Raw genomic sequence first — 19,080 nt, 5'->3', positions numbered from 1 at the left:
GTCTCTCTCCCTCTCCGTTGTTTTATATTATTTGAAGTATGCAATATCCATTGCGTTCTTTAACAAGAACACAAGTAAATGATATAACGAACTTTAAGTTATTGCAATAAGAAAATTTACAATTATTAGTTATTTAAGATATATAAAAAAGACTGTTCCAAAATTTTACACAGTCTTTTTATTAGTAATTTATTTACCTTCTGATTTCATTCCTTTTGTATTTCGGCGCAACACTACATATAAAATTGCTCCAAATAATACAATCGCACCTATCCCAACACTTATTACTTTCATATTTGAGTCTTTTACTTCAGGCATAGTTGTATCTTTTTTAGGCATCGCAAAAGTGACATCTTCTGTTGAAAGAACATTTACCGTCGCAATTGTTTGATTATTTTTCGTAATATCAACTGCACCAACTACCTCACCACGATGTATTCCTTTATGATATAAAGATTCTTTATCTAATGAAGCCGCCCGGAAAATAGTTTTCACATTTTTCCCTTCATCTTTCTTAAGCATAAGCTCTGCACTTTGTTCCAACTCAGAATTAACATCTTTATTTAAATATGTTGTTTTTTGATGCCAATTATGTTTATCAAGCACCATTTGCTTCGTAAATTGACCGAAAGAATAGTCCGCCATCTGCTTCAAATCTTCATAAATTTCAGGTCTTTGAGAAGCCATTACTACGCTTATAATACGATTTCCATCTTTCTCATTTAATAAAACAAGTGTATTACGCGCTTCATTCGTAAACCCTGTTTTACCGCCAATGCTATATGGATTTTCAAAAAAATTAGATTTATTAAAAATAGACACCGTCTGCATAGACGTCGTAACTGTCGTTCTTTTCGTATTCATCGCTTGTAAAATTTCAGGATACTTTTGCACACCCTTCGTAATCATAGCCATATCATACGGCGTCGTATAATGGTTCGGATCATGTAATCCATTCGGTGTTACAAAGTGGCTATCTTTCGCCCCTAATTGCTTCGCTTTCTCATTCATCATATTAGCGAAATTCTCAACACTCCCGCCAATCCGCTCCGCAATCGCATACGACACATCATTCGCACTCAGCACCATTAAAATCATAAGCGCAGTATTTCTATTAATTGTCTCTCCAGGTTGAAACTCAATTTGATAATTACTCTTCTCTTGATCTAATGCTAATTGTGAAAATGTAAATTGATCCTCTGGCTTTGTATGCTCCATGAGTAAAATCGCTGTTAACACCTTCGTCGTACTAGCAGGATATGCTCGGTGATATGCGTTTTTATCATACAAAACATCTCCTGTTTTCGCATCAATTGTCGTTGCAAACTGACTAAAAACATTCGGTCCTTCCGCAGGTGGTGGTGCAACTTGTTCTGGATTTACTCCAATATTCGTCTCAGCACGCAATGTTATGGGCGTCAAAAAAAACGAACAAATAACTGTAATAAAAACCAAAATTTTCTTAAAATTTACCATATGACTCTCCCTTTTCCATTTACTCCTTAACAAAATAATAAATCTACCAATCATATGTAATTTGTATTATATTGGAAGAAATTTCACTATTTTTTACTATATCATACTTTTACGATAAAGAACATAAATATACAATAAAAATAAGAAGGAATTACTCTTTCTTATCCTTCTCATCAATCAACGAATCTATTAACTTTTGACTAGCTTCCTCGGGCGTAATCTCATCTGTTATTCCCATAAACGACCAACCTTTAGAATCGACCCACTCAACAAACTCTTGTAAAAATTCATCATGTGTAACATCCACATCAAGAATCGATCCATTAATCGAAATCGTTCTATTTTTAGACACGCGCATCTTGAACGTTTTTCTTACCATTACAACTTTTCTCCCTCTACTTCTGAATATTTATAAAGTGAAACTTTCATCAACCCTCACGAATCGGACTTTTACGGGCATTCCAACCCGAACCTAACTTCTTTACTTTTGCTGAATTTCGAGGTAAGGGATCTTACTGCCCGCAAATAGCGAGATAAAATAATCATGTATCTCTGTTATACATGATTTTCAGTAAATTGTAAAAAGGATATATTGGCCAATTTAAATAGCAAAAATGAAAATCTCTTACCTACGTAAACGTAATACGACATACAATCGCTCATAAATTATTAAATAAATCCATAAAAATATACACTTTAAAACATAATTGAGTAAGCCATTCTAGTCTTTTGGAAGATATTATCTAAAATAGTATACTAAACGGATAAAGGATATTTGAATAAAGAAACTGAGGCCCTCTATTTAGCTGGATTCTTAAGTTGTAGACTTAAAGACTGATGCCTGAATTCATATTTAATTTCTATTTCTGTACATCATATCGTAAGAAAGAAGGTAGTACTGTGAAAACAACAGAAAATTTTACTGACAGGGCCGATATATATGCAAAATATCGCCCTAGTTATCCTAATGAATATATTGATTACTTGCTTTCAGCTAACCAACTGAAAGGGAATCGGATTGTGGCTGATATTGGTTCAGGTACGGGGATATTTAGCCACCAGCTGCTTGAAAGTGGTTTACATGTTATTGGAGTTGAGCCAAATGATGATATGAGAAAGATGGCTGAGCAATCATTAAAACTATATTCTCGTTTTCAATCCATAAAAGCAACTGCTGAAAATACCACTTTAAAAGAAAATAGTGTAGATTTAGTAACTGTTGCCCAAGCATTTCATTGGTTTGATAAAGAGGCTTTCAAAATCGAATGCCAACGAATTTTAAAACAAAAAGCAAATGTTGCACTTGTTTGGAATAGTAGAGATTTAACTAGTCCACTTATTAAAGAGAATGCAGAAATTTGCCAGAAAACCTGTCCAAACTTTAAAGGCTTTAGCGGTGGAATAGATGAAACTCCAGAAGTATTTAACAACTTTTTTAAAGATGGAAAGTATGATTTTAAAGAATATCAAAATGATTTACTTTTTGATTATGAAGGGTTTTTGGGAAGGAATTTATCAGCATCTTATGCTCCGAAAGAAAATGACGAACAGTATAAAAACTTTATTTTTCTCCTATCAGAGCTATTCGAAAAATACAGTAAAGATGGAAAAATTATTCTCCCGAATTTAACACGAAGCTATCTAGGCAATGTATAAACAGCCTGATACAAAGAGACATTGAACGGAATTAAAACAAGCTTAACCCCTCCCTGAATGTAGAACGAGGTTAGGCTTGTTTTGCATTTTACCACATCAAATTCAAATGACTTTCGTACAATAAAGTAGAATATATTAGAAAACACCTTAAACTGAGGAGGAACTCAATGGCGCGTTGTACGTATTGTAAAACGAAGTGGAAAGTAAAAGATGTATGGTCAATACTCGTGACATTTGAAAAAGATTGTCCGTATTGTTTTGGGAGGCAATATCTATCAAAGAAAACAGTGAACGCTATGCCAGAACTTATAAGCTTACCTTTACACTTCTTGTTCCCTTTTCTTGTTGATTTGAGTGATGAAGGTCCTTTGGATTGGTATCGGAAATAATATAACCTCTACATCCAAAGACTACTTTCTACTAAATTCGCTTCTCATCATTATCCCTTCATACATTACTCTCATAATCGCTTATACTTTCCCTTTTAAAGATCCCATAGCTCAACAGGAAGAGCGTCCCCTGAACAAATTTTATCAATTATGACTAAAAAAACAGTGATATATGTATACTGTTAAACATAAAAAATTAGCATTAGGTTCCAATTAAATATTAATTGAAACCCAACACTACTTGTATTCTGTAATTCAGAATACAAGTAGTGTTTTTTATTATGCATTTTTGCATACAGTATTGTTTTCTCTTGTAAATAGATAATAATGGTATATAATAAAACCAACATTTTACCAATAAAAGGTAATAAAGAGTAGTGGGATAAGCAAATAACCAAAACGTATTAACAGATTTGTTCTATGTAAATCATGATACATATATGAAATCAAAACTATGAAATTTTATGTAGGGATTAGATTACTACAAGATGAAAGATTCATAGCGAATGCACTCGAGGAAAAAAGTGTTCGATTAGATTAATCTTATAAAACTATTTAATGTGACGCCTATCGAACGAATTGAGAATATACTTAGGGGGAATTTCAAGTGAAGGCATTTAGTAAAGTATTATTAACTGGCGCATTAGCTTTAGGCGGTTTAACGGTTATGAACATTGAAACACCAAAAGCACATGCTGACGGAGCAAGCGAGTTCTGTCGTTATATTTGTGGTCCTAGCGAAACGTTGAACGGTGTTACAGTTCAAGTACACGCTACAGAGTACAGCTACGGCCAAAATATGATTGCAAAAATCACAAATGATAGAGCTGAAGATGTGCGCTATCGTGTAACTATTGAAAAGAAATGGGCAAGTGGCTGGGGTTACTATGAAACTGACTTCAATTTCGGCTCCGAATTACCAGCTGGAACAAACGAAGAATTTTACAATACAACTGGTTGGGGTGGACAACTTTCAGAAAACGGGGAATATCGTTACAAAGTTAAAATTACAAATGCTGACGGTTCTGTAGATACAATTTATACAGCTTCAATGACACTTACAGGAAGATAGCTCATGAACGAGCTCCATTATTTATACTTGTATTTTTGATGATATCATTGATAATTGCGGTGATATTATTATTATTATTATTATTATTGAAATAAGCTCTTCGGGGCTTATTTTTTATATACAAATTGGAATGATAATATTCAGAAAATTAAATCTTTACACTATTAAAGTTTGTTGCTATTATAGAAATACATCAAATGTTACAATATTCAACAGATTATACAAATCCTCCGATTACACGAATGAAATGAAAACACATTGCTGTTGGTAACATTTATAGTTGGGATCCCGTAGCTCAGCAGGGAGAGCGCCACCTTGACAGGGTGAAGGTCGTGAGTTCGAGCCTCTCCGGGGTCATATAAAAAAGAGACATCATATCAACCTTCTACGTGATATGGTGTCTCTTTTTATCTCATTCAATTACTTCCCACCAAACATCTTCTCCAAAGACTTTGCATTGGCAAACAATACTTCTTTCAAGTTATCGTCAGCAACGATTTTATAGTCACCATCTTTGTCTTTCTTTAAGTTCAAGGTAACTTCGCGAGTTGCCATTGCTGCATCTTTATCTGCTAAGTTTTTGACGATAGTTGAGGTCATTGTTTTTTCGATAGCTTTTTCAGATTGTTCTTTGTCTTCACTAAAGGCACTAGCGAACGCCATTGGCATAACTTCTCCCACTGCTTTTGTTACAGCAACGGATAGATCAGCAGATGTAATTTTCACTTTCACTTCTGCTTTGTCATCCTTTTTCGATACTTCTTCTATCTTTTCAAATTTAAAGTTCTTTGTAATTGCACTTAGCATTGCTTTTGCCTCAGCATCATCTGTTTTTTCATTTAGCTTATTAAATTCCTTGTCACTCTCAACAAATGTACGAGCCTTTTCTACATCACCTTTTTGTATCGCTGTTAAAAATTCTTCTGTAGTATCTTTGGGATTTGCACACCCTGCTAAAACACCTGCTGTTAATCCTACTACCATCATTAATAGCAATAATTTCTTTATCTTTTGCACGCTCATTCTCCTCTTATCTTTTCTAGTAAGTCAGCATCATACAATATTATGAAACTGACATTACAAACATTTTTTAGTATAGCATTTATATGATTCGTTTTCTATTAATTCCCAAAAGATAAAGGGCCTTGCAGCATTCCTACAAGACCCTCTTCTATCAATCTGTATCCGTAGCACAAATGAACCACATTTTCTGTTCCCTACTATCTAACACCATCCAAGTAACATCCCACGCAACATCGTAAAACCAATCTGTCCAAGGGCGATAGCTTTCGAACACTTTAATATCTTCGTATCGATCTTGGAACATATATTGACATACATTGACTGCTAATTGTTTTGCGATAACTGGTCGTTCCTTAAACTCTTCATATGCTCCGCCCCACAAAATTTGCGCAGCAATGCTACCATCAAGCATAACTGCCAGCTGCTCTTTAAAACGAAACTTATATTTGTCTGATGTATGTATTTTTAACTCTTCTAAGTTATTGATTATGTCTAAAGAGTTGAAGATTCTTCTAAAGAAGTGCTCATGTCCATCTTTCGAATGTGGTATTTCTTTAAAAAAATTTTCGTTATGCACTTTAAAACAGCTTATTATTGTTCCACCAATTAAGTTTTGTTCCTTAAACGTGTTTATAAGTTGCTCAACAGATGAGTCATTCGTGTCTATTTTTTCAAACGTTCCCTCTTTCCATCTCATAACGCCCACTACTCTCTATTAAAAATTTGTTTCTTCATTATAAATAGCAAAATAAAAACCAGCAACTTTAAGGTTGCTGGCTTAGCTCTTATTCATATTCGAAAAAACAATAACAACTGCTCCAAACAAATAATGCCCTACTACCATCCACATACTCCAATCAAAAATCATAAACGATAACCAAAGCGATATATTAATAGCAGTAAATAATAAATATAAAATGAAATCTCTCTTTTGCATTGCTCCTCTATTCATCAAAATGTAAACGGCACCGATAGGAGGAAAAGACAAATATTTTTCTTAACGACCACGAATACTAAATTACTGTCTACAAAAGATTCTCCTTTTCATCACAATACCTGCTTCGACATCGGCCTCACTACCCTATATTCATCACTATAAGCTTCCTTTATGATTAAAGGCGGATATTCACTTTTTTCTTCCTCAATCATTGTGAATACTTCTGTTTTCTCTTGTAATGTATTAGATTCTCTATTTTTAGTAGGTTTTTTACTTGTTTTAATTTCCCTTGTTACTTCGCCAAGTTTTCGCCCAACTTCTTCTACTTTGGCAGGTTCATTCGTAACATAATATTCTTGTTCGTCCCATACTAATATAGGTGGCACTTGTTCTCTTTTGTTACATATTATATAAGTAGTACTAGCTACAAGTAGTAGACAAGTTAATAAATAGAAGATAGTTTTTTTATTCATATACTACACTCCTTATCTATCATTTCATTGGATTATATAATATAAGTTATTTATAGTAAATGGATTTAATGGTATTTTTTAGGTTGAATAATATAAAAAAACCTTACCGAAGTAAGGTTCCGTTTTTACATTCTATAGTGACTGACTTATTAAAACAATCATTACAATAATCGCTATAAGCATAACAACTAAACAGGCGATTAATTTATAAAATCCTCGTTTCGTTAACGTCCCGCCTTGAACGTCTTTACGAATAAATAAGAATACGGCTAAAAATAATACAAGCCCAATGCCCAAAGCATACATCATTTGCATATGTTAATCTTCCTTTCTCTCTTCCATCTTAATATCTTTTTGATAAAACAACAAATGAGATAAAAACTGTACTCATCGTAAGTGCCATAAGTATATTTAATAATTCAGTAGCAGAAAGTGTAAGTATTTTTAAGTTTAAGCCGATAGAGAAAAGAAGATAATATGCCGTTAATGCAAAAAAGGTTACAAACATTCCCTTATAACGAATAAGTTTCATTCGCTCGTCTTTTTCTTTAAATTGCGGGTGCAAGTAGCTTAGACAGAAACTCATAATCATCATCCCAAGCAATGGATACGTTATGGTTGGCGGTGCAGAATGCGTCATTATACCTGTTAATATCATAAATCCACTCATAAATAGAAAAATAATCCCCATAATTACAAAGTACTTTTGTGAATAATTCATCCCTATTCCCCCTCTTCTTTTCCTTCATAAATAAATACATGTTCTATCGTTGTCTGAAATGTTTTCGCTATTTCAAATGCTAGCGGAAGTGATGGATCGTATTTCCCTTTTTCAATTGAGATAATGGTTTGTCTGGAAACTCCAAGTTTCTCAGCCAACTTTTCTTGAGATAGTCCAAATTTTTTTCGGTATTCGACCATTTTATTTTCCAAGGAAATTTCTCCCTCCTTCCATATACCGAGTATATATGTAAAGGAAACTTTACGTCAAGTTCCCTTTACATATATTTTGATTATTATTCACGCTATTTATATAGAAGAAACTTTTTTCAATTTCAGCACGTCTATTTTGAAGCGAAACACGGAACACTGTAAATAACTGTTACTATATCTCCTCACTTCTTTTTTTAAAATTTAATATCTCCATATTTGTTTTATCCTTTTAAAATATTTCATTTATTTCTTTATTTCACGAAATACGTTATTTGTTTTACGGTGTTTTTCGTCATATTTATAGAAACTAACTGTTTATGGAGCATTTTTTATGTTTAGCAACTTTTTTTGTAGAAATCCTTCACTTTCCTTTCAATATTTAACACTATCTAAATAAAGTTTACGATAAATTCATAATTTTTTATTTTTTATACTATATTCCGTTATATTGTTGTATAATATCTATGAAAGCGCTTATTATTTCAATATACATAATTCAAACTGATTTTATCGAAACATTCTAACTATTATACCTATATTTAAATGCAACAATTATAGCTATTAGTATAGGCATACCAAATATATCCACCCCATTTTTCTGTAAAATTACTTTATAACATGAAAGATTAACTTGGGTGATAAGTTATTGTGAATGTTTTTTTACAAAACAGATAAGTAATAGTGTTTGGTATTATGTAAATTATTGTAATAACATAAGAGTAAAGAAAACATTTACATTGATTATTGATTCATTACTTATTGAAAAAGAGCAAAATGCACCTTTGTATGGAAAAGGATTATATGCATTGGGAGGTTTAAACAAATGACGAGGAAGAATACAACGACAAACCCTTGGGCCAAGTTCCACGGTCCGAACCTTGGTTATGTTATTGAACAGTATGATCTTTACGTAACTGGAGCAGGTTCTGTTGATCCGGAATTACAAGAGCTTTTTGAAATTTTTGGAGCTCCTTCGTTTCAAGATGATGTCGTAACAGGGGACAACACAGCAACACATTTTTCTCCTCAAAACACAGGTAACATTGAAAAAATTCTTAAAGTCGTTCAACTAGTTGAGCAGATTCGTTCTTTCGGGCACACGTTGGCTCACATCAACCCGATGGAAGATGCTGCAAATGGACAATCTCTTCTTGAGAAAGCAATGAGCGAACTGAGCGATGCTGACTTGAAAGCGATTCCAGCGAAAACAGTATGGCAAGATGCACCAGAAGGTATTCACACTGCACTTGATGTAATTCATAGATTAAAAGACGTTTATACAAAATCTTTAGCTTATGAATTTTCTCATATACAAGATAGTGAAGAACGCGCGTGGTTGCATCAAATGGTGGAATCAAATTCATTGCGTCAACCACTATCAAATAAAAAACGAACTGCTCTTTTAAAACGTTTAACAGCTGTTGAAGGTTTCGAGCAATTCTTGCATAAAACATTCGTTGGGCAAAAACGTTTCTCTATCGAGGGCGTTGATATGCTTGTACCTGTTTTAGATGAAATTGTTCTAGAAGGTGCTAAGAACGGCGTAGAGGATGTCATGATTGGTATGGCTCACCGCGGTCGCCTAAGCGTACTTGCTCACGTATTAGAAAAACCATATAGCCACATGTTTGCTGAGTTCAAACATGCTAAAATAGAAGGCGCAGTGGCTAATTCTGGCTGGACTGGCGATGTGAAATACCACCTAGGTAGAGAACAAGTCGTTAGTAACGAAGAAGTTAGCACTCGCGTGACATTAGCAAATAACCCGAGTCATCTTGAGTTCGTGAATCCTGTAGTAGAAGGTTTCGCACGTGCTGCTCAAGAGAATCGTAAAAAATCTGGTCTTCCAGATCAAGATACTTCAAAATCATTCGTAATTTTAGTTCATGGTGATGCTGCATTCCCTGGTCAAGGTATTGTATCTGAGACACTCAACTTAAGCAGATTGAACGCGTATCAAACAGGCGGAACGATTCATGTTATCGCAAACAATGCAGTTGGTTTTACGACTGACAGCTATGATTCTCGTTCTACGAAATATTCTAGTGACCTTGCAAAAGGTTTCGATATTCCGATTGTTCACGTGAACGCTGATGATCCGGAAGCTTGTCTTGCAGCTGCTAACCTTGCAATTCAATATCGCATGTTGTTCAAAAAAGATTTCTTAATCGATTTAATTGGTTACCGCCGCTACGGTCATAACGAAATGGATGATCCAGCAGTTACGCAACCACAAGTGTACAAAAAAATTAAAAACCATCCAACTGTAAGGGCAATTTATGCAGATCAATTACAAGCTGCTGGTGTTCTAAATGCAGATGAAATTGAAACAATTACACAGTTTATACAAGAGCAATTAAAATCTGACTATGCACAAGTACCACCAGCTGATACGAGCGACGCAACAATTCACGTTAAAGTGCCAGATGTTGTTGCAAAAGGTATTCAGCCAATTGATACTGGTGTTGAGCTTGACTCACTTCGTGCAATTAATGAAGGTCTACTATCTTGGCCAGAAGGCTTTAACGTATATCCGAAAGTGAAGAAAATTCTTGAGCGCCGTAAAGATGCTCTTGAAGAAAATGGTAAAATTGAATGGGCACTTGCTGAATCGTTAGCATTCGCTTCTATTTTACAAGAAGGTACGCCAATTCGTTTAACTGGTCAAGATTCACAGCGTGGTACATTCGCACACCGTCATATCGTATTACACGATACTGATACAAACGAAACATATTCACCATTGCATCGCTTACCAAACATTAATGCATCGTTCTCTGTTCATAACAGTCCGTTATCAGAGGCCGCTGTTGTTGGTTACGAATATGGTTATAACGTATTCGCTCCAGAAACTCTTGTTATGTGGGAAGCGCAATATGGTGACTTCTCAAATACTGCGCAAGCATTATTTGATCAATATGTTTCAGCTGGAAGAGCAAAATGGGGTCAAAAATCTGGCTTAGTTCTCCTATTACCACACGGTTATGAAGGTCAAGGACCAGAGCACTCTAGTGCACGTCCAGAGCGTTTCTTACAGTTAGCTGCTGAGAATAACTGGACAGTTGCAAACTTAACGAGTGCGGCACAATACTTCCATATCCTGCGTCGTCAAGCATCTATCTTAGGAACAGAAGCTGTTCGACCATTAGTATTGATGACGCCGAAGAGTTTATTACGTCACCCACTTACGCTTTCAACTGCTAGTCAGTTAAGCGAAGGACGTTTCCAACCTGCTTTAGAACAAGAAAACCTTGGCATGAAACCAAATAAAGTAAAACGTCTTGTTTTAAGCACAGGTAAAATGGCGATTGACTTAGCAGCAGAAATCGAGTCTGGTAAACATGAGTACAACTTAGACGAAGTTCATGTCGTTCGTATTGAGCAATTGTACCCATTCCCTGCTGAGAAAGTTCAATCTATTATTAAACGCTTTAAAAACTTAGAAGAAATCATTTGGGTTCAAGAAGAACCTCGTAATATGGGTGCATGGCATTACATGGCTCCAATTCTGTTCGAACTTGCTGGAGATAAAGTGAAAACAGGCTACATTGGACGTCCTGATCGCTCTAGTCCATCTGGCGGCGATCCATTCGCTCACAAAGCTGAGCAAGAACTAATTGTTGCACATGCTTTAGATGTGAAGTATAACTTCCGTCAAGATAAACAAGAAATTGAAGTTTATAGCAACTAAAAAGTAACAATGAAGGTTTCTAGCTTGTTCCTTGGGCAGATATTCTGCCCAAGGCCAGGCTAACAAATGGAGATTACCGAAGACAAAAGAAGAAAAAACACACCGTTAGGCAAATAAGGGGAGGACATTTAAAATGATCGAAATTAAAGTACCTGAGCTTGCAGAATCTATTACTGAAGGAACTATTTCACAATGGCTTATCAACGTAGGCGACAAAGTTGAGAAAGGTGGCAGCGTTGTTGAGCTTGAAACTGATAAAGTCAATGTAGAAATCATTGCAGAAGATTCAGGTATTGTATCGAAGTTACTAGGCGAACCTGGGGATACAGTTGAAGTTGGCGCAACTATCGCAATTTTAGATGCTAATGGAGCACCAGTTGCAGTAAGTACACCTGCACCAGTGGCTGAGCAACCAAAACAAGAAACAGCTGAAGCACCGAAAGCTGCGGCACCAAGTGCTGAGCAAACTGCAACACTACAAGGGTTACCAAATACAAACCGTCCTATCGCATCACCAGCTGCTAGAAAGATGGCTCGTGAATTAGGAATCGACTTAAACGACGTACGTAGTACAGATCCACTTGGACGCGTGAGACCACATGATGTACAAGCTCATGCTGCAGCACCAAAAGAAGCACCAGCTGCTCCAAAGAGTCCAGCTCCTGCTCCAGTTGCAAAAACGGAATTCGAAAAACCAGTTGAGCGCGTGAAAATGTCCCGCCGCCGTCAAACAATTGCAAAACGTCTTGTAGAAGTTCAACAAACATCTGCAATGTTAACAACATTTAACGAAGTTGATATGAGTGCGATCATGGAATTACGTAAAGAACGCAAAGATGCTTTCGAGAAAAAACATGATGTACGTCTTGGCTTCATGTCATTCTTCACAAAAGCAGTTGTTGCAGCATTAAAACAATTCCCATTATTAAATGCTGAAATTCAAGGTGACGAGCTTATCATTAAAAAATTCTATGATATCGGTATTGCAGTAGCAGCTCCAGATGGATTAGTTGTTCCAGTTGTACGCGATGCTAACCAATTAAACTTCGCTGAAATCGAAAGCGAAATTCGTGAATTAGGTAAAAAAGCACGCGATAACAAACTTTCATTAAAAGAACTACAAGGTGGTACATTTACAATTACAAACGGTGGTGTATTCGGTTCTCTAATGTCAACACCGATCCTAAATAGCCCTCAAGTTGGTATTTTAGGAATGCATAAAATCCAAGTACGCCCAGTTGCAATTGATAACGAGCGTATGGAAAACCGCCCAATGATGTACATTGCTTTATCTTACGATCACCGTATTGTTGATGGTAAAGAAGCAGTTAGCTTCCTTGTTGCTGTTAAAGATATGCTTGAAGATCCAAAGTCATTATTATTAGAAGGTTGATAGATTAAAAATCTATTAAAGGCTGTAGAATGATTCATTCTACAGCCTTTTTTTATTGTGTTCATACGGGACAAATTTCATGACATAAAGTAATAATGTATGCCTAAACGTAAGGAGGATTAAAATGAATAACCTTCCAATTCATGCAAAACTTAAAGTAAATAAGGATACTTTCTTCCTCCCCGATTCAAACGGGGGTGTCTATTTTCGAAATAACGCCAGTTCATTTCGTATGGACGGTGATGGAATTTATGAATGGATTGAAAAATTAATGCCAATGTTTAACGGGAATTATTCTTTAGCCGAAATAACCGATGGCCTCCCTCTCCCCTATCAAAACCGTGTATTTGAAATTGGAGAGATTTTATATGAAAATGGTTTCGTTCGTGATGCAAATCAAGATGCACCTCATGAATTAAACAGTACATTACTCGACAGATATGCTTCGCAAATTGAATTTTTAGAAGCCGATTCTCATTCAGGTGCTTTAAAATTCGAAACGTACCGCGGAGCAAATGTCCTTGTACTTGGTTCTGGGGATATGCTCACTTCCTTAGTTTCTTCTTTATTAGAATCTGGTTTACCTACATTTCATTACCTCGTTACAGATCGGGATGAAACAAACTATGACAGAATACATGAGCTAATAGAACGTGCATATGAAGTTGATAACAGTGTACTCCTTCAAGAAATCGATACTACAATTGACCGTCCCTTGCATGAAGTATTCGAACCTTTTGATTGGATTTTATATGTTTCTCAAAACGGAGACATTGACGGTTTAAAAACAGTTCACACTATTTGTAGAGAAACGAAAAAGAATTTCATACCAGCTATTTGTTTATCAACACTCGGTATAGCTGGACCTGTCGTAACAGAAAATCGTGATGAGTGCTGGGAATCCGCATGGCATCGGCTACATGAAACGACTTTGCAAAATGAAAATTCATCGGATTCCTTCTCACCAATTACATCTGCCATGTTAGCAAATGTAATCGTTTTTGAATTGTTTAAACATGTCGCGGATGATTCATATCGTGAAAAAGAATCACAATTCTTTTTATTAAACTATGAAACACTTGAAGGAACGTGGCATCCTTTTATAAAACACCCTCTTGCAACTGATGAAAGTTTTACAATTGATACGATAGAAAATCTTTCTGAAAAACTTGAGCATCGGTCGAACCAACATACTTCAACTGATGTATTCCGCTTTTTCGACTCATTAACTTCTAAAGAAGCCGGTATATTCCATGTATGGGATGAACAAGATTCATATCAATTACCGTTATCACAGTGCTATATTCAAGTAGCCACTCCACTATCAGATGGCCCAGCTCCCCTTCTGCCTCTTATGACTTGCAGTGGATTGACTCATAATGAAGCACGCCGAGAAGCCGGTTTAACAGGAATTGAAACATATGTAGCAGAAATCATTCACCGCCTTATTCCTGAACATAACGATATCGGTATCGGTGCTGGAGAAACGATGACAGAAGGATTTTACCGGGCACTACAACAACATTTAAACAATAAACTGTATGAGCGGCAGTCACATATGCTAGAAGAACTTACAACGATTGATTTAACTGATATTCACGATAAACATTGTAGATTTTATTACGATGCTCTTGCTACAATTCATGAAACACCTAAAATTGCAATGAGTGAAGAGATTCTCAGTTTTCCAGTCATTTGGATTGGTATAAATGATAGATGGTACGGTGCATCTAATATTAATATGACGTTAGCGTTACGAAGCGCACTACAACTATCACTGCTCCACATTCAAAGTGAAGAGACTCCTTACAGAGCTAATATCTTGCCTGAATCATCTATTATTTTATATGACACGGATTCTTTTAGAGTGGAAATACAAGCGGAAGAAGAAATTCCAAGTGTGCAATCTTTACAGCTTGCCTTACAGCATTTAGAAGAACATAATTTTTATCCCTTCGTGTTTGATTTAGCAATCGAACCATTTTTGAAAGAAAACTTAGACGGTGTGTATGGGGTATTAATTGCAAAGGAGGACGGTCTATGACTCAAAATATATTACTTATAGGGGATGGCCTTCTTGCAGACTATGTACATGATCAATTATGCAAACAATATTCCATCATTCGTCAGCATACCCTTACAGAAGAACTTCCTGAAAATATTCATCTCGCTCTCGTATTACATGACGGATCTCCTTCTACTATTCATCATGACGCTGAGCTAATTTTTCGGTCAAATCATATTCCGTGGTTACGTGGTTTTACTTCATTTGGCGAAGGTATTATCGGTCCTTACATTCATCCTCTTACGCCCGGATGTTCCCATTGTTCTGATGGACGCCGTTTTATCGCTGGCTTTGATCAAAAAGAAATGTGGGAACTACAGCGGAAATATGCCTTTAAAGCAGATAATGTAACGAGGCGTGATGTACGTGCCACCCAAAATGGAATGTTACAAATGTGCCATCTTATTTGCGCAGAAACAGAAAAAATATTAACTCATAACCATTCTTCTTTAGAAAATGAACTTATTTTACTAAACTTACAAACATTACAATGTACGCGGCATTCTTTTCTTCCAGATCCTCTCTGTCCTGTATGTAGTAATTTACCTGATGATACTGCGGATGCGGCGGAAGTTTCTTTACAACCGAGTTTAAAAGTAAGCACCGAAACGTATCGCTGCCGTTCCATTCATGAATTAAACACATTTTTAACGAGAGACTATTTAGATTATCGGGTCGGTATGTTGAACGGCAAAATGCAGCATTCTGTATTACCATTCGCTGACGTCATTATAAACATGCCATTGATGTTTGGAAATGAAGGTGTTGCAGGCCGAACCCATTCATTTGCAGTGAGTGAAGCAACTGCTATTTTAGAAGGTTTAGAACGATATTGCGGTATGTCGCCTCGCGGGAAAAAGACAAATGTGCATGGTAGTTTTCATGATTTAGAGGAACATGCACTAAATCCCCTCTCGCTCGGTGTACATACAAATGAACATTACAATCGTGATAATTTTCCATTTAAACCGTTTGATCCTGATTATGAGCAAAACTGGGTATGGGGATATTCTTTATCACAAAACAGACCGCTTTTAGTTCCTGAATCAATTGCTTATTATAGCCTCGGTCATCGAGACGCTTTCGTGTATGAAACATCAAATGGATGTGCAATTGGCGGTAGTTTAGAAGAAGCGATTTTTCACGGCATTTTAGAAATTGTAGAGCGTGATGCCTTCTTACTCACTTGGTATGCCGAATTACCTCTTCCCCGCCTTGATCTTAATTCAGCAAATGATACAGAATTACAATTAATGATCCAGCGGTTACGTACGATTACCGGATATGAATTACACGCTTTTAACGCGACGATGGAACACGGCATCCCGAGCTTATGGGTAATTGCAAAAAATACGCGTGAAAATGGAATGAACGTTGTTTGTGCGGGAGGCGCTCATTTAGATCCTATTCGAGCCTTAAAAAGCGCTATTCAAGAAATAGCAGGCATGTTACTTATAACAGACGATGAGCTCGAGCACAAAAGAGAATACTACGAAAAGTGCTTACAAGATCCTTATTTCGTTAATAAAATGGAAGACCATAGTATGCTGTACGGATTGAAAGAAACGGAAGAACGTCTTCACTTCCTTTTACGAGAAGATGCACCGGTGCAAACGTTCCAAGAAATGAATGTATCACAATCATTTGATATGGATTTAACATCCGATCTCCACCAACTTTTAAATCGTTTGCATCAATCTGACCTTGAAGTAATCGTTGTAGATCAAACCGTTCCCCTTATAGAAAAGAACGGACTACACTGTGTAAAAGTTATTATTCCAGGTATGTTACCGATGACGTTCGGACACCATCTTACTCGGGTTACAGGACTGGACCGGGTATATACCGTACCGATGACACTTGGATATACAGACGAACCTTTAACAAATGAAAGATTAAATCCACATCCACATCCGTTTCCATAGTAAAGGAGGGATTTCATGCAGCTAGATACTTTTTTACATCATCTCCATTTCTCTATCGATGAAATTATGCCAAATCATGAGGTGGACTGGAAAGACGCACCGCTTCCTTATAAATTATATCGAAATGTACCTACCATCCCGCTCTCCTTAGAAATCCCGTTATCTTTATCGAACTCTTCTACTACACCTACTCTAAATGAGATTGGTTACTACCTTTGGTATTCATTTGGTGTAACACAATTATGTCAGCTAAATAGCGAGAGAAATGTATTACGTAGATCCATTCCTTCAGGCGGTGCCTTATACCCGAATGAATTGTATATCTATTTAAAGATTGACGATTATCCAGACGGCATTTACCATTATGACGCCGCGCATCACCGACTTATTTTACTTCGCGAAGGAAATTTCGATTCTTATTTAGCAGACGCACTCGGTAATCGCTGTAACATACAGGATTGTTTCGGTGCTGCATTCGTATCCACTATGTTTTGGAAAAACTTCTTTAAATACAATAACTTTTCATATCGACTTCAAGGATTAGATAGCGGGGTTCTCATTGGACAATTACTAGAATGTGCAAATCAGTTCGGTTATACGAACGGCGTATACTTTCAATTTCTAGACCGTGCACTGAACCATTTACTCGGATTGTCAGAAGGTGAAGAAAGTGTGTATGCCGTTATTCCTTTAAGTACAGAGCCAGAAACTAATTGGTTTCACAATGATTACCGTGAAAATAAAACAGTTACTTCTCATGAGTTGTTGCAACAAATTCCGCCGCTCGCACATGAACATTTCGTTCGCTCAAAACATGTAGATGAATATCCGATGATAACAAAAATAAATGAGGCTTCTATAATCGAATCGACAGCACACTTCCAAACACTTGCTCATGAAGAGCACTATCAACATCATGAGCACGCTGTACAACTGCCGAAAGTAGAGCGTTTATCTTATGATTTCTTGCAACTTTGCAGAAAACGGTATTCCCCTGATGCTGACTTTACTTTAACGAAATGGGATACAGCCGAGCTCGCTACTTTACTACAAGAAGCGAGCCTCTCCTTCCCCTATTACAACGACCTTGACGGTAAGTATACAAATAAAAATACACGCGTCTCCTTATATGGATGTTTTTATAACGTGAAAAATATTGAAAACGGAGCTTACGCTTATAACAGTAAAACACATTCCATACAACCAATTCGATATGGAGACCTTCGTTATCTCCTTCAATCTAGTATGACGATGGATAACGTAAACCTTTTTCAAGTACCACTTTGCCTACATGTAGTCGGAAAGAAAGATTATTATACAAATGCATTAGGCTATAGAGGGTACCGTATTCATCAAATGGAAGCAGGTATACTCGTTCATAAACTCGTTTTTGCAGCGACCGCGATGGGGATGGGCGGGCATCCTTTACTTAGTTTTGATACAAATTCATGTGATCAATTGTACGGAATAGATGCTGGGAATGAAACATCTCTTATTCAAGTTCCAGTTGGGGCATATCGAGCGCGGAATTGGTTAAAAGGGGCTTTGCATTGTTAGAAGCACGCCGTCTATCGGCGTGCTTTTTTACTAGATTAACTTAAAAATACTCTTAATTTGTCTAGCAAATAACCAATTTTTCGTACCGTAGTTATCATTTAAACTATCTAAATTGATAGATTGTCCGTTAGCAAACTTTAATTCTAACGTAGTATTTTTGTCATTTGTTTTTAAGTTACTATTTGTAATGTCATCATACTTTAATTTTTCAATCTCAATATATTCGTCTTTTTCTTGTCCAATCACGACATGGTCTTGGAAGAAGAAAAATACTTCTACTTTTTTACCGAAACAAAATACATTTTTCGTATAAATTAATGTCGCGTTATCAAGTCCGACACATACTTCTTTCATTTCTTCCACAACGTGTCCAAAGTCTTCTTCATGTCTTGCATTTGATTCAGCAATCCATTCTTCGATTGTTTTCATGTTAATTGCCATACTGCGCCCCCTGGTTCATTCATTGCTTCGTTTAAAAAATAAATACTAT

At 36.2% G+C, this 19,080-nt stretch carries 17 protein-coding genes, 1 tRNA gene and 1 pseudogene; 9 read left to right on the top strand and 10 right to left on the bottom strand.

What is annotated here, in order from left to right; translation table 11 throughout:
* Positions 1-189: 189 nt before the first annotated feature.
* Both DN399_RS06330 and DN399_RS06325 read right to left on the bottom strand, forming a co-directional pair.
* Positions 190-1,476, bottom strand: coding sequence for a D-alanyl-D-alanine carboxypeptidase family protein (locus DN399_RS06330; protein WP_069604300.1), 1,287 nt, complete (start codon positions 1,474-1,476; stop codon positions 190-192).
* A gap of 151 nt (positions 1,477-1,627) precedes the next feature.
* On the bottom strand, positions 1,628-1,855 hold the full coding sequence (locus DN399_RS06325; RefSeq protein WP_000251856.1) for a hypothetical protein: 228 nt from the start codon (positions 1,853-1,855) through the stop codon (positions 1,628-1,630).
* A 521-nt stretch (positions 1,856-2,376) separates the two neighbouring features.
* Here DN399_RS06325 and DN399_RS06320 point away from each other — a divergent pair.
* The 4 genes from DN399_RS06320 (at position 2,377) to DN399_RS06305 (ending at position 4,950) form a co-directional block, all read left to right on the top strand.
* Positions 2,377-3,132 (top strand): class I SAM-dependent methyltransferase, encoded by a 756-nt coding sequence (locus tag DN399_RS06320; RefSeq protein ID WP_000858661.1) that lies wholly within the window; start codon positions 2,377-2,379, stop codon positions 3,130-3,132.
* A gap of 167 nt (positions 3,133-3,299) precedes the next feature.
* Positions 3,300-3,521: a hypothetical protein gene (locus DN399_RS06315; protein WP_000090221.1), complete on the top strand. Its 222-nt coding sequence runs from the start codon at positions 3,300-3,302 to the stop codon at positions 3,519-3,521.
* Between the two features lie 607 nt (positions 3,522-4,128).
* Positions 4,129-4,593: a hypothetical protein gene (locus DN399_RS06310; protein WP_025709883.1), complete on the top strand. Its 465-nt coding sequence runs from the start codon at positions 4,129-4,131 to the stop codon at positions 4,591-4,593.
* A 284-nt stretch (positions 4,594-4,877) separates the two neighbouring features.
* A tRNA-Val gene (locus tag DN399_RS06305) sits at positions 4,878-4,950 on the top strand.
* Positions 4,951-5,013: 63 nt separating this feature from the next.
* On the opposite strand, the gene DN399_RS06300 is transcribed toward DN399_RS06305, so the two are convergent.
* The 7 genes and pseudogenes from DN399_RS06300 to DN399_RS06275 all read right to left on the bottom strand — a co-directional run bounded on the left by DN399_RS06300 (position 5,014) and on the right by DN399_RS06275 (position 7,959).
* Entirely contained in the window at positions 5,014-5,610 is a 597-nt protein-coding gene (locus DN399_RS06300; RefSeq protein ID WP_001169481.1) for a DUF4878 domain-containing protein, read from the bottom strand.
* A gap of 157 nt (positions 5,611-5,767) precedes the next feature.
* Complete coding sequence (locus tag DN399_RS06295; RefSeq protein ID WP_149149414.1) at positions 5,768-6,313, bottom strand: hypothetical protein; 546 nt, start codon at positions 6,311-6,313, stop codon at positions 5,768-5,770.
* Between the two features lie 81 nt (positions 6,314-6,394).
* Positions 6,395-6,608 (bottom strand): annotated as a pseudogene (locus DN399_RS28000) (hypothetical protein).
* A gap of 55 nt (positions 6,609-6,663) precedes the next feature.
* Positions 6,664-7,026 carry a hypothetical protein gene (locus tag DN399_RS06290; RefSeq protein WP_001036583.1) on the bottom strand — a complete coding sequence of 121 codons (363 nt, stop codon included), beginning with the start codon at positions 7,024-7,026 and terminating at the stop codon, positions 6,664-6,666.
* Positions 7,027-7,158: 132 nt separating this feature from the next.
* A complete protein-coding gene (locus tag DN399_RS06285) occupies positions 7,159-7,341 on the bottom strand; it encodes a DUF3976 domain-containing protein (RefSeq protein WP_149149413.1) in 183 nt (60 codons plus the stop codon).
* 28 nt (positions 7,342-7,369) lie between these two features.
* Positions 7,370-7,747: a permease gene (locus DN399_RS06280; RefSeq protein ID WP_086411859.1), complete on the bottom strand. Its 378-nt coding sequence runs from the start codon at positions 7,745-7,747 to the stop codon at positions 7,370-7,372.
* A 2-nt stretch (positions 7,748-7,749) separates the two neighbouring features.
* Positions 7,750-7,959 carry a helix-turn-helix transcriptional regulator gene (locus tag DN399_RS06275; RefSeq protein ID WP_000428506.1) on the bottom strand — a complete coding sequence of 70 codons (210 nt, stop codon included), beginning with the start codon at positions 7,957-7,959 and terminating at the stop codon, positions 7,750-7,752.
* Positions 7,960-8,782: 823 nt separating this feature from the next.
* Between DN399_RS06275 and odhA the strand changes: the two genes are divergently transcribed.
* The 5 genes from odhA (at position 8,783) to DN399_RS06250 (ending at position 18,590) form a co-directional block, all read left to right on the top strand.
* On the top strand, positions 8,783-11,650 hold the full coding sequence (gene odhA / locus DN399_RS06270) for a 2-oxoglutarate dehydrogenase E1 component (RefSeq protein WP_016122123.1): 2,868 nt from the start codon (positions 8,783-8,785) through the stop codon (positions 11,648-11,650).
* Positions 11,651-11,783: 133 nt separating this feature from the next.
* Positions 11,784-13,043 (top strand): 2-oxoglutarate dehydrogenase complex dihydrolipoyllysine-residue succinyltransferase, encoded by a 1,260-nt coding sequence (gene odhB, locus DN399_RS06265; RefSeq protein WP_000569922.1) that lies wholly within the window; start codon positions 11,784-11,786, stop codon positions 13,041-13,043.
* A gap of 124 nt (positions 13,044-13,167) precedes the next feature.
* Positions 13,168-15,087 (top strand): putative thiazole-containing bacteriocin maturation protein, encoded by a 1,920-nt coding sequence (locus DN399_RS06260; RefSeq protein WP_061113637.1) that lies wholly within the window; start codon positions 13,168-13,170, stop codon positions 15,085-15,087.
* Entirely contained in the window at positions 15,084-17,033 is a 1,950-nt protein-coding gene (locus tag DN399_RS06255; protein WP_006916766.1) for a TOMM precursor leader peptide-binding protein, read from the top strand. Before DN399_RS06260 ends, DN399_RS06255 begins: the two co-directional genes overlap by 4 nt.
* Before the next feature lie 15 nt (positions 17,034-17,048).
* Positions 17,049-18,590, top strand: a complete 1,542-nt coding sequence (locus tag DN399_RS06250) for a SagB family peptide dehydrogenase (RefSeq protein WP_016122120.1) — start codon at positions 17,049-17,051, stop codon at positions 18,588-18,590.
* Positions 18,591-18,620: 30 nt separating this feature from the next.
* Here DN399_RS06250 and DN399_RS06245 read toward each other — a convergent pair whose 3' ends face one another.
* Positions 18,621-19,031: a DUF3908 family protein gene (locus tag DN399_RS06245; RefSeq protein ID WP_000996781.1), complete on the bottom strand. Its 411-nt coding sequence runs from the start codon at positions 19,029-19,031 to the stop codon at positions 18,621-18,623.
* Positions 19,032-19,080: the final 49 nt, after the last annotated feature.

Origin of the sequence: Bacillus sp. AR4-2, assembly GCF_008274865.1 — a bacterium.
Classification (GTDB): Bacteria; Bacillota; Bacilli; order Bacillales; family Bacillaceae_G; genus Bacillus_A; species Bacillus_A cereus.
Note: the sequence above shows the minus strand (reverse complement) of the source record. Positions and strands in the feature narration are given on the sequence as shown.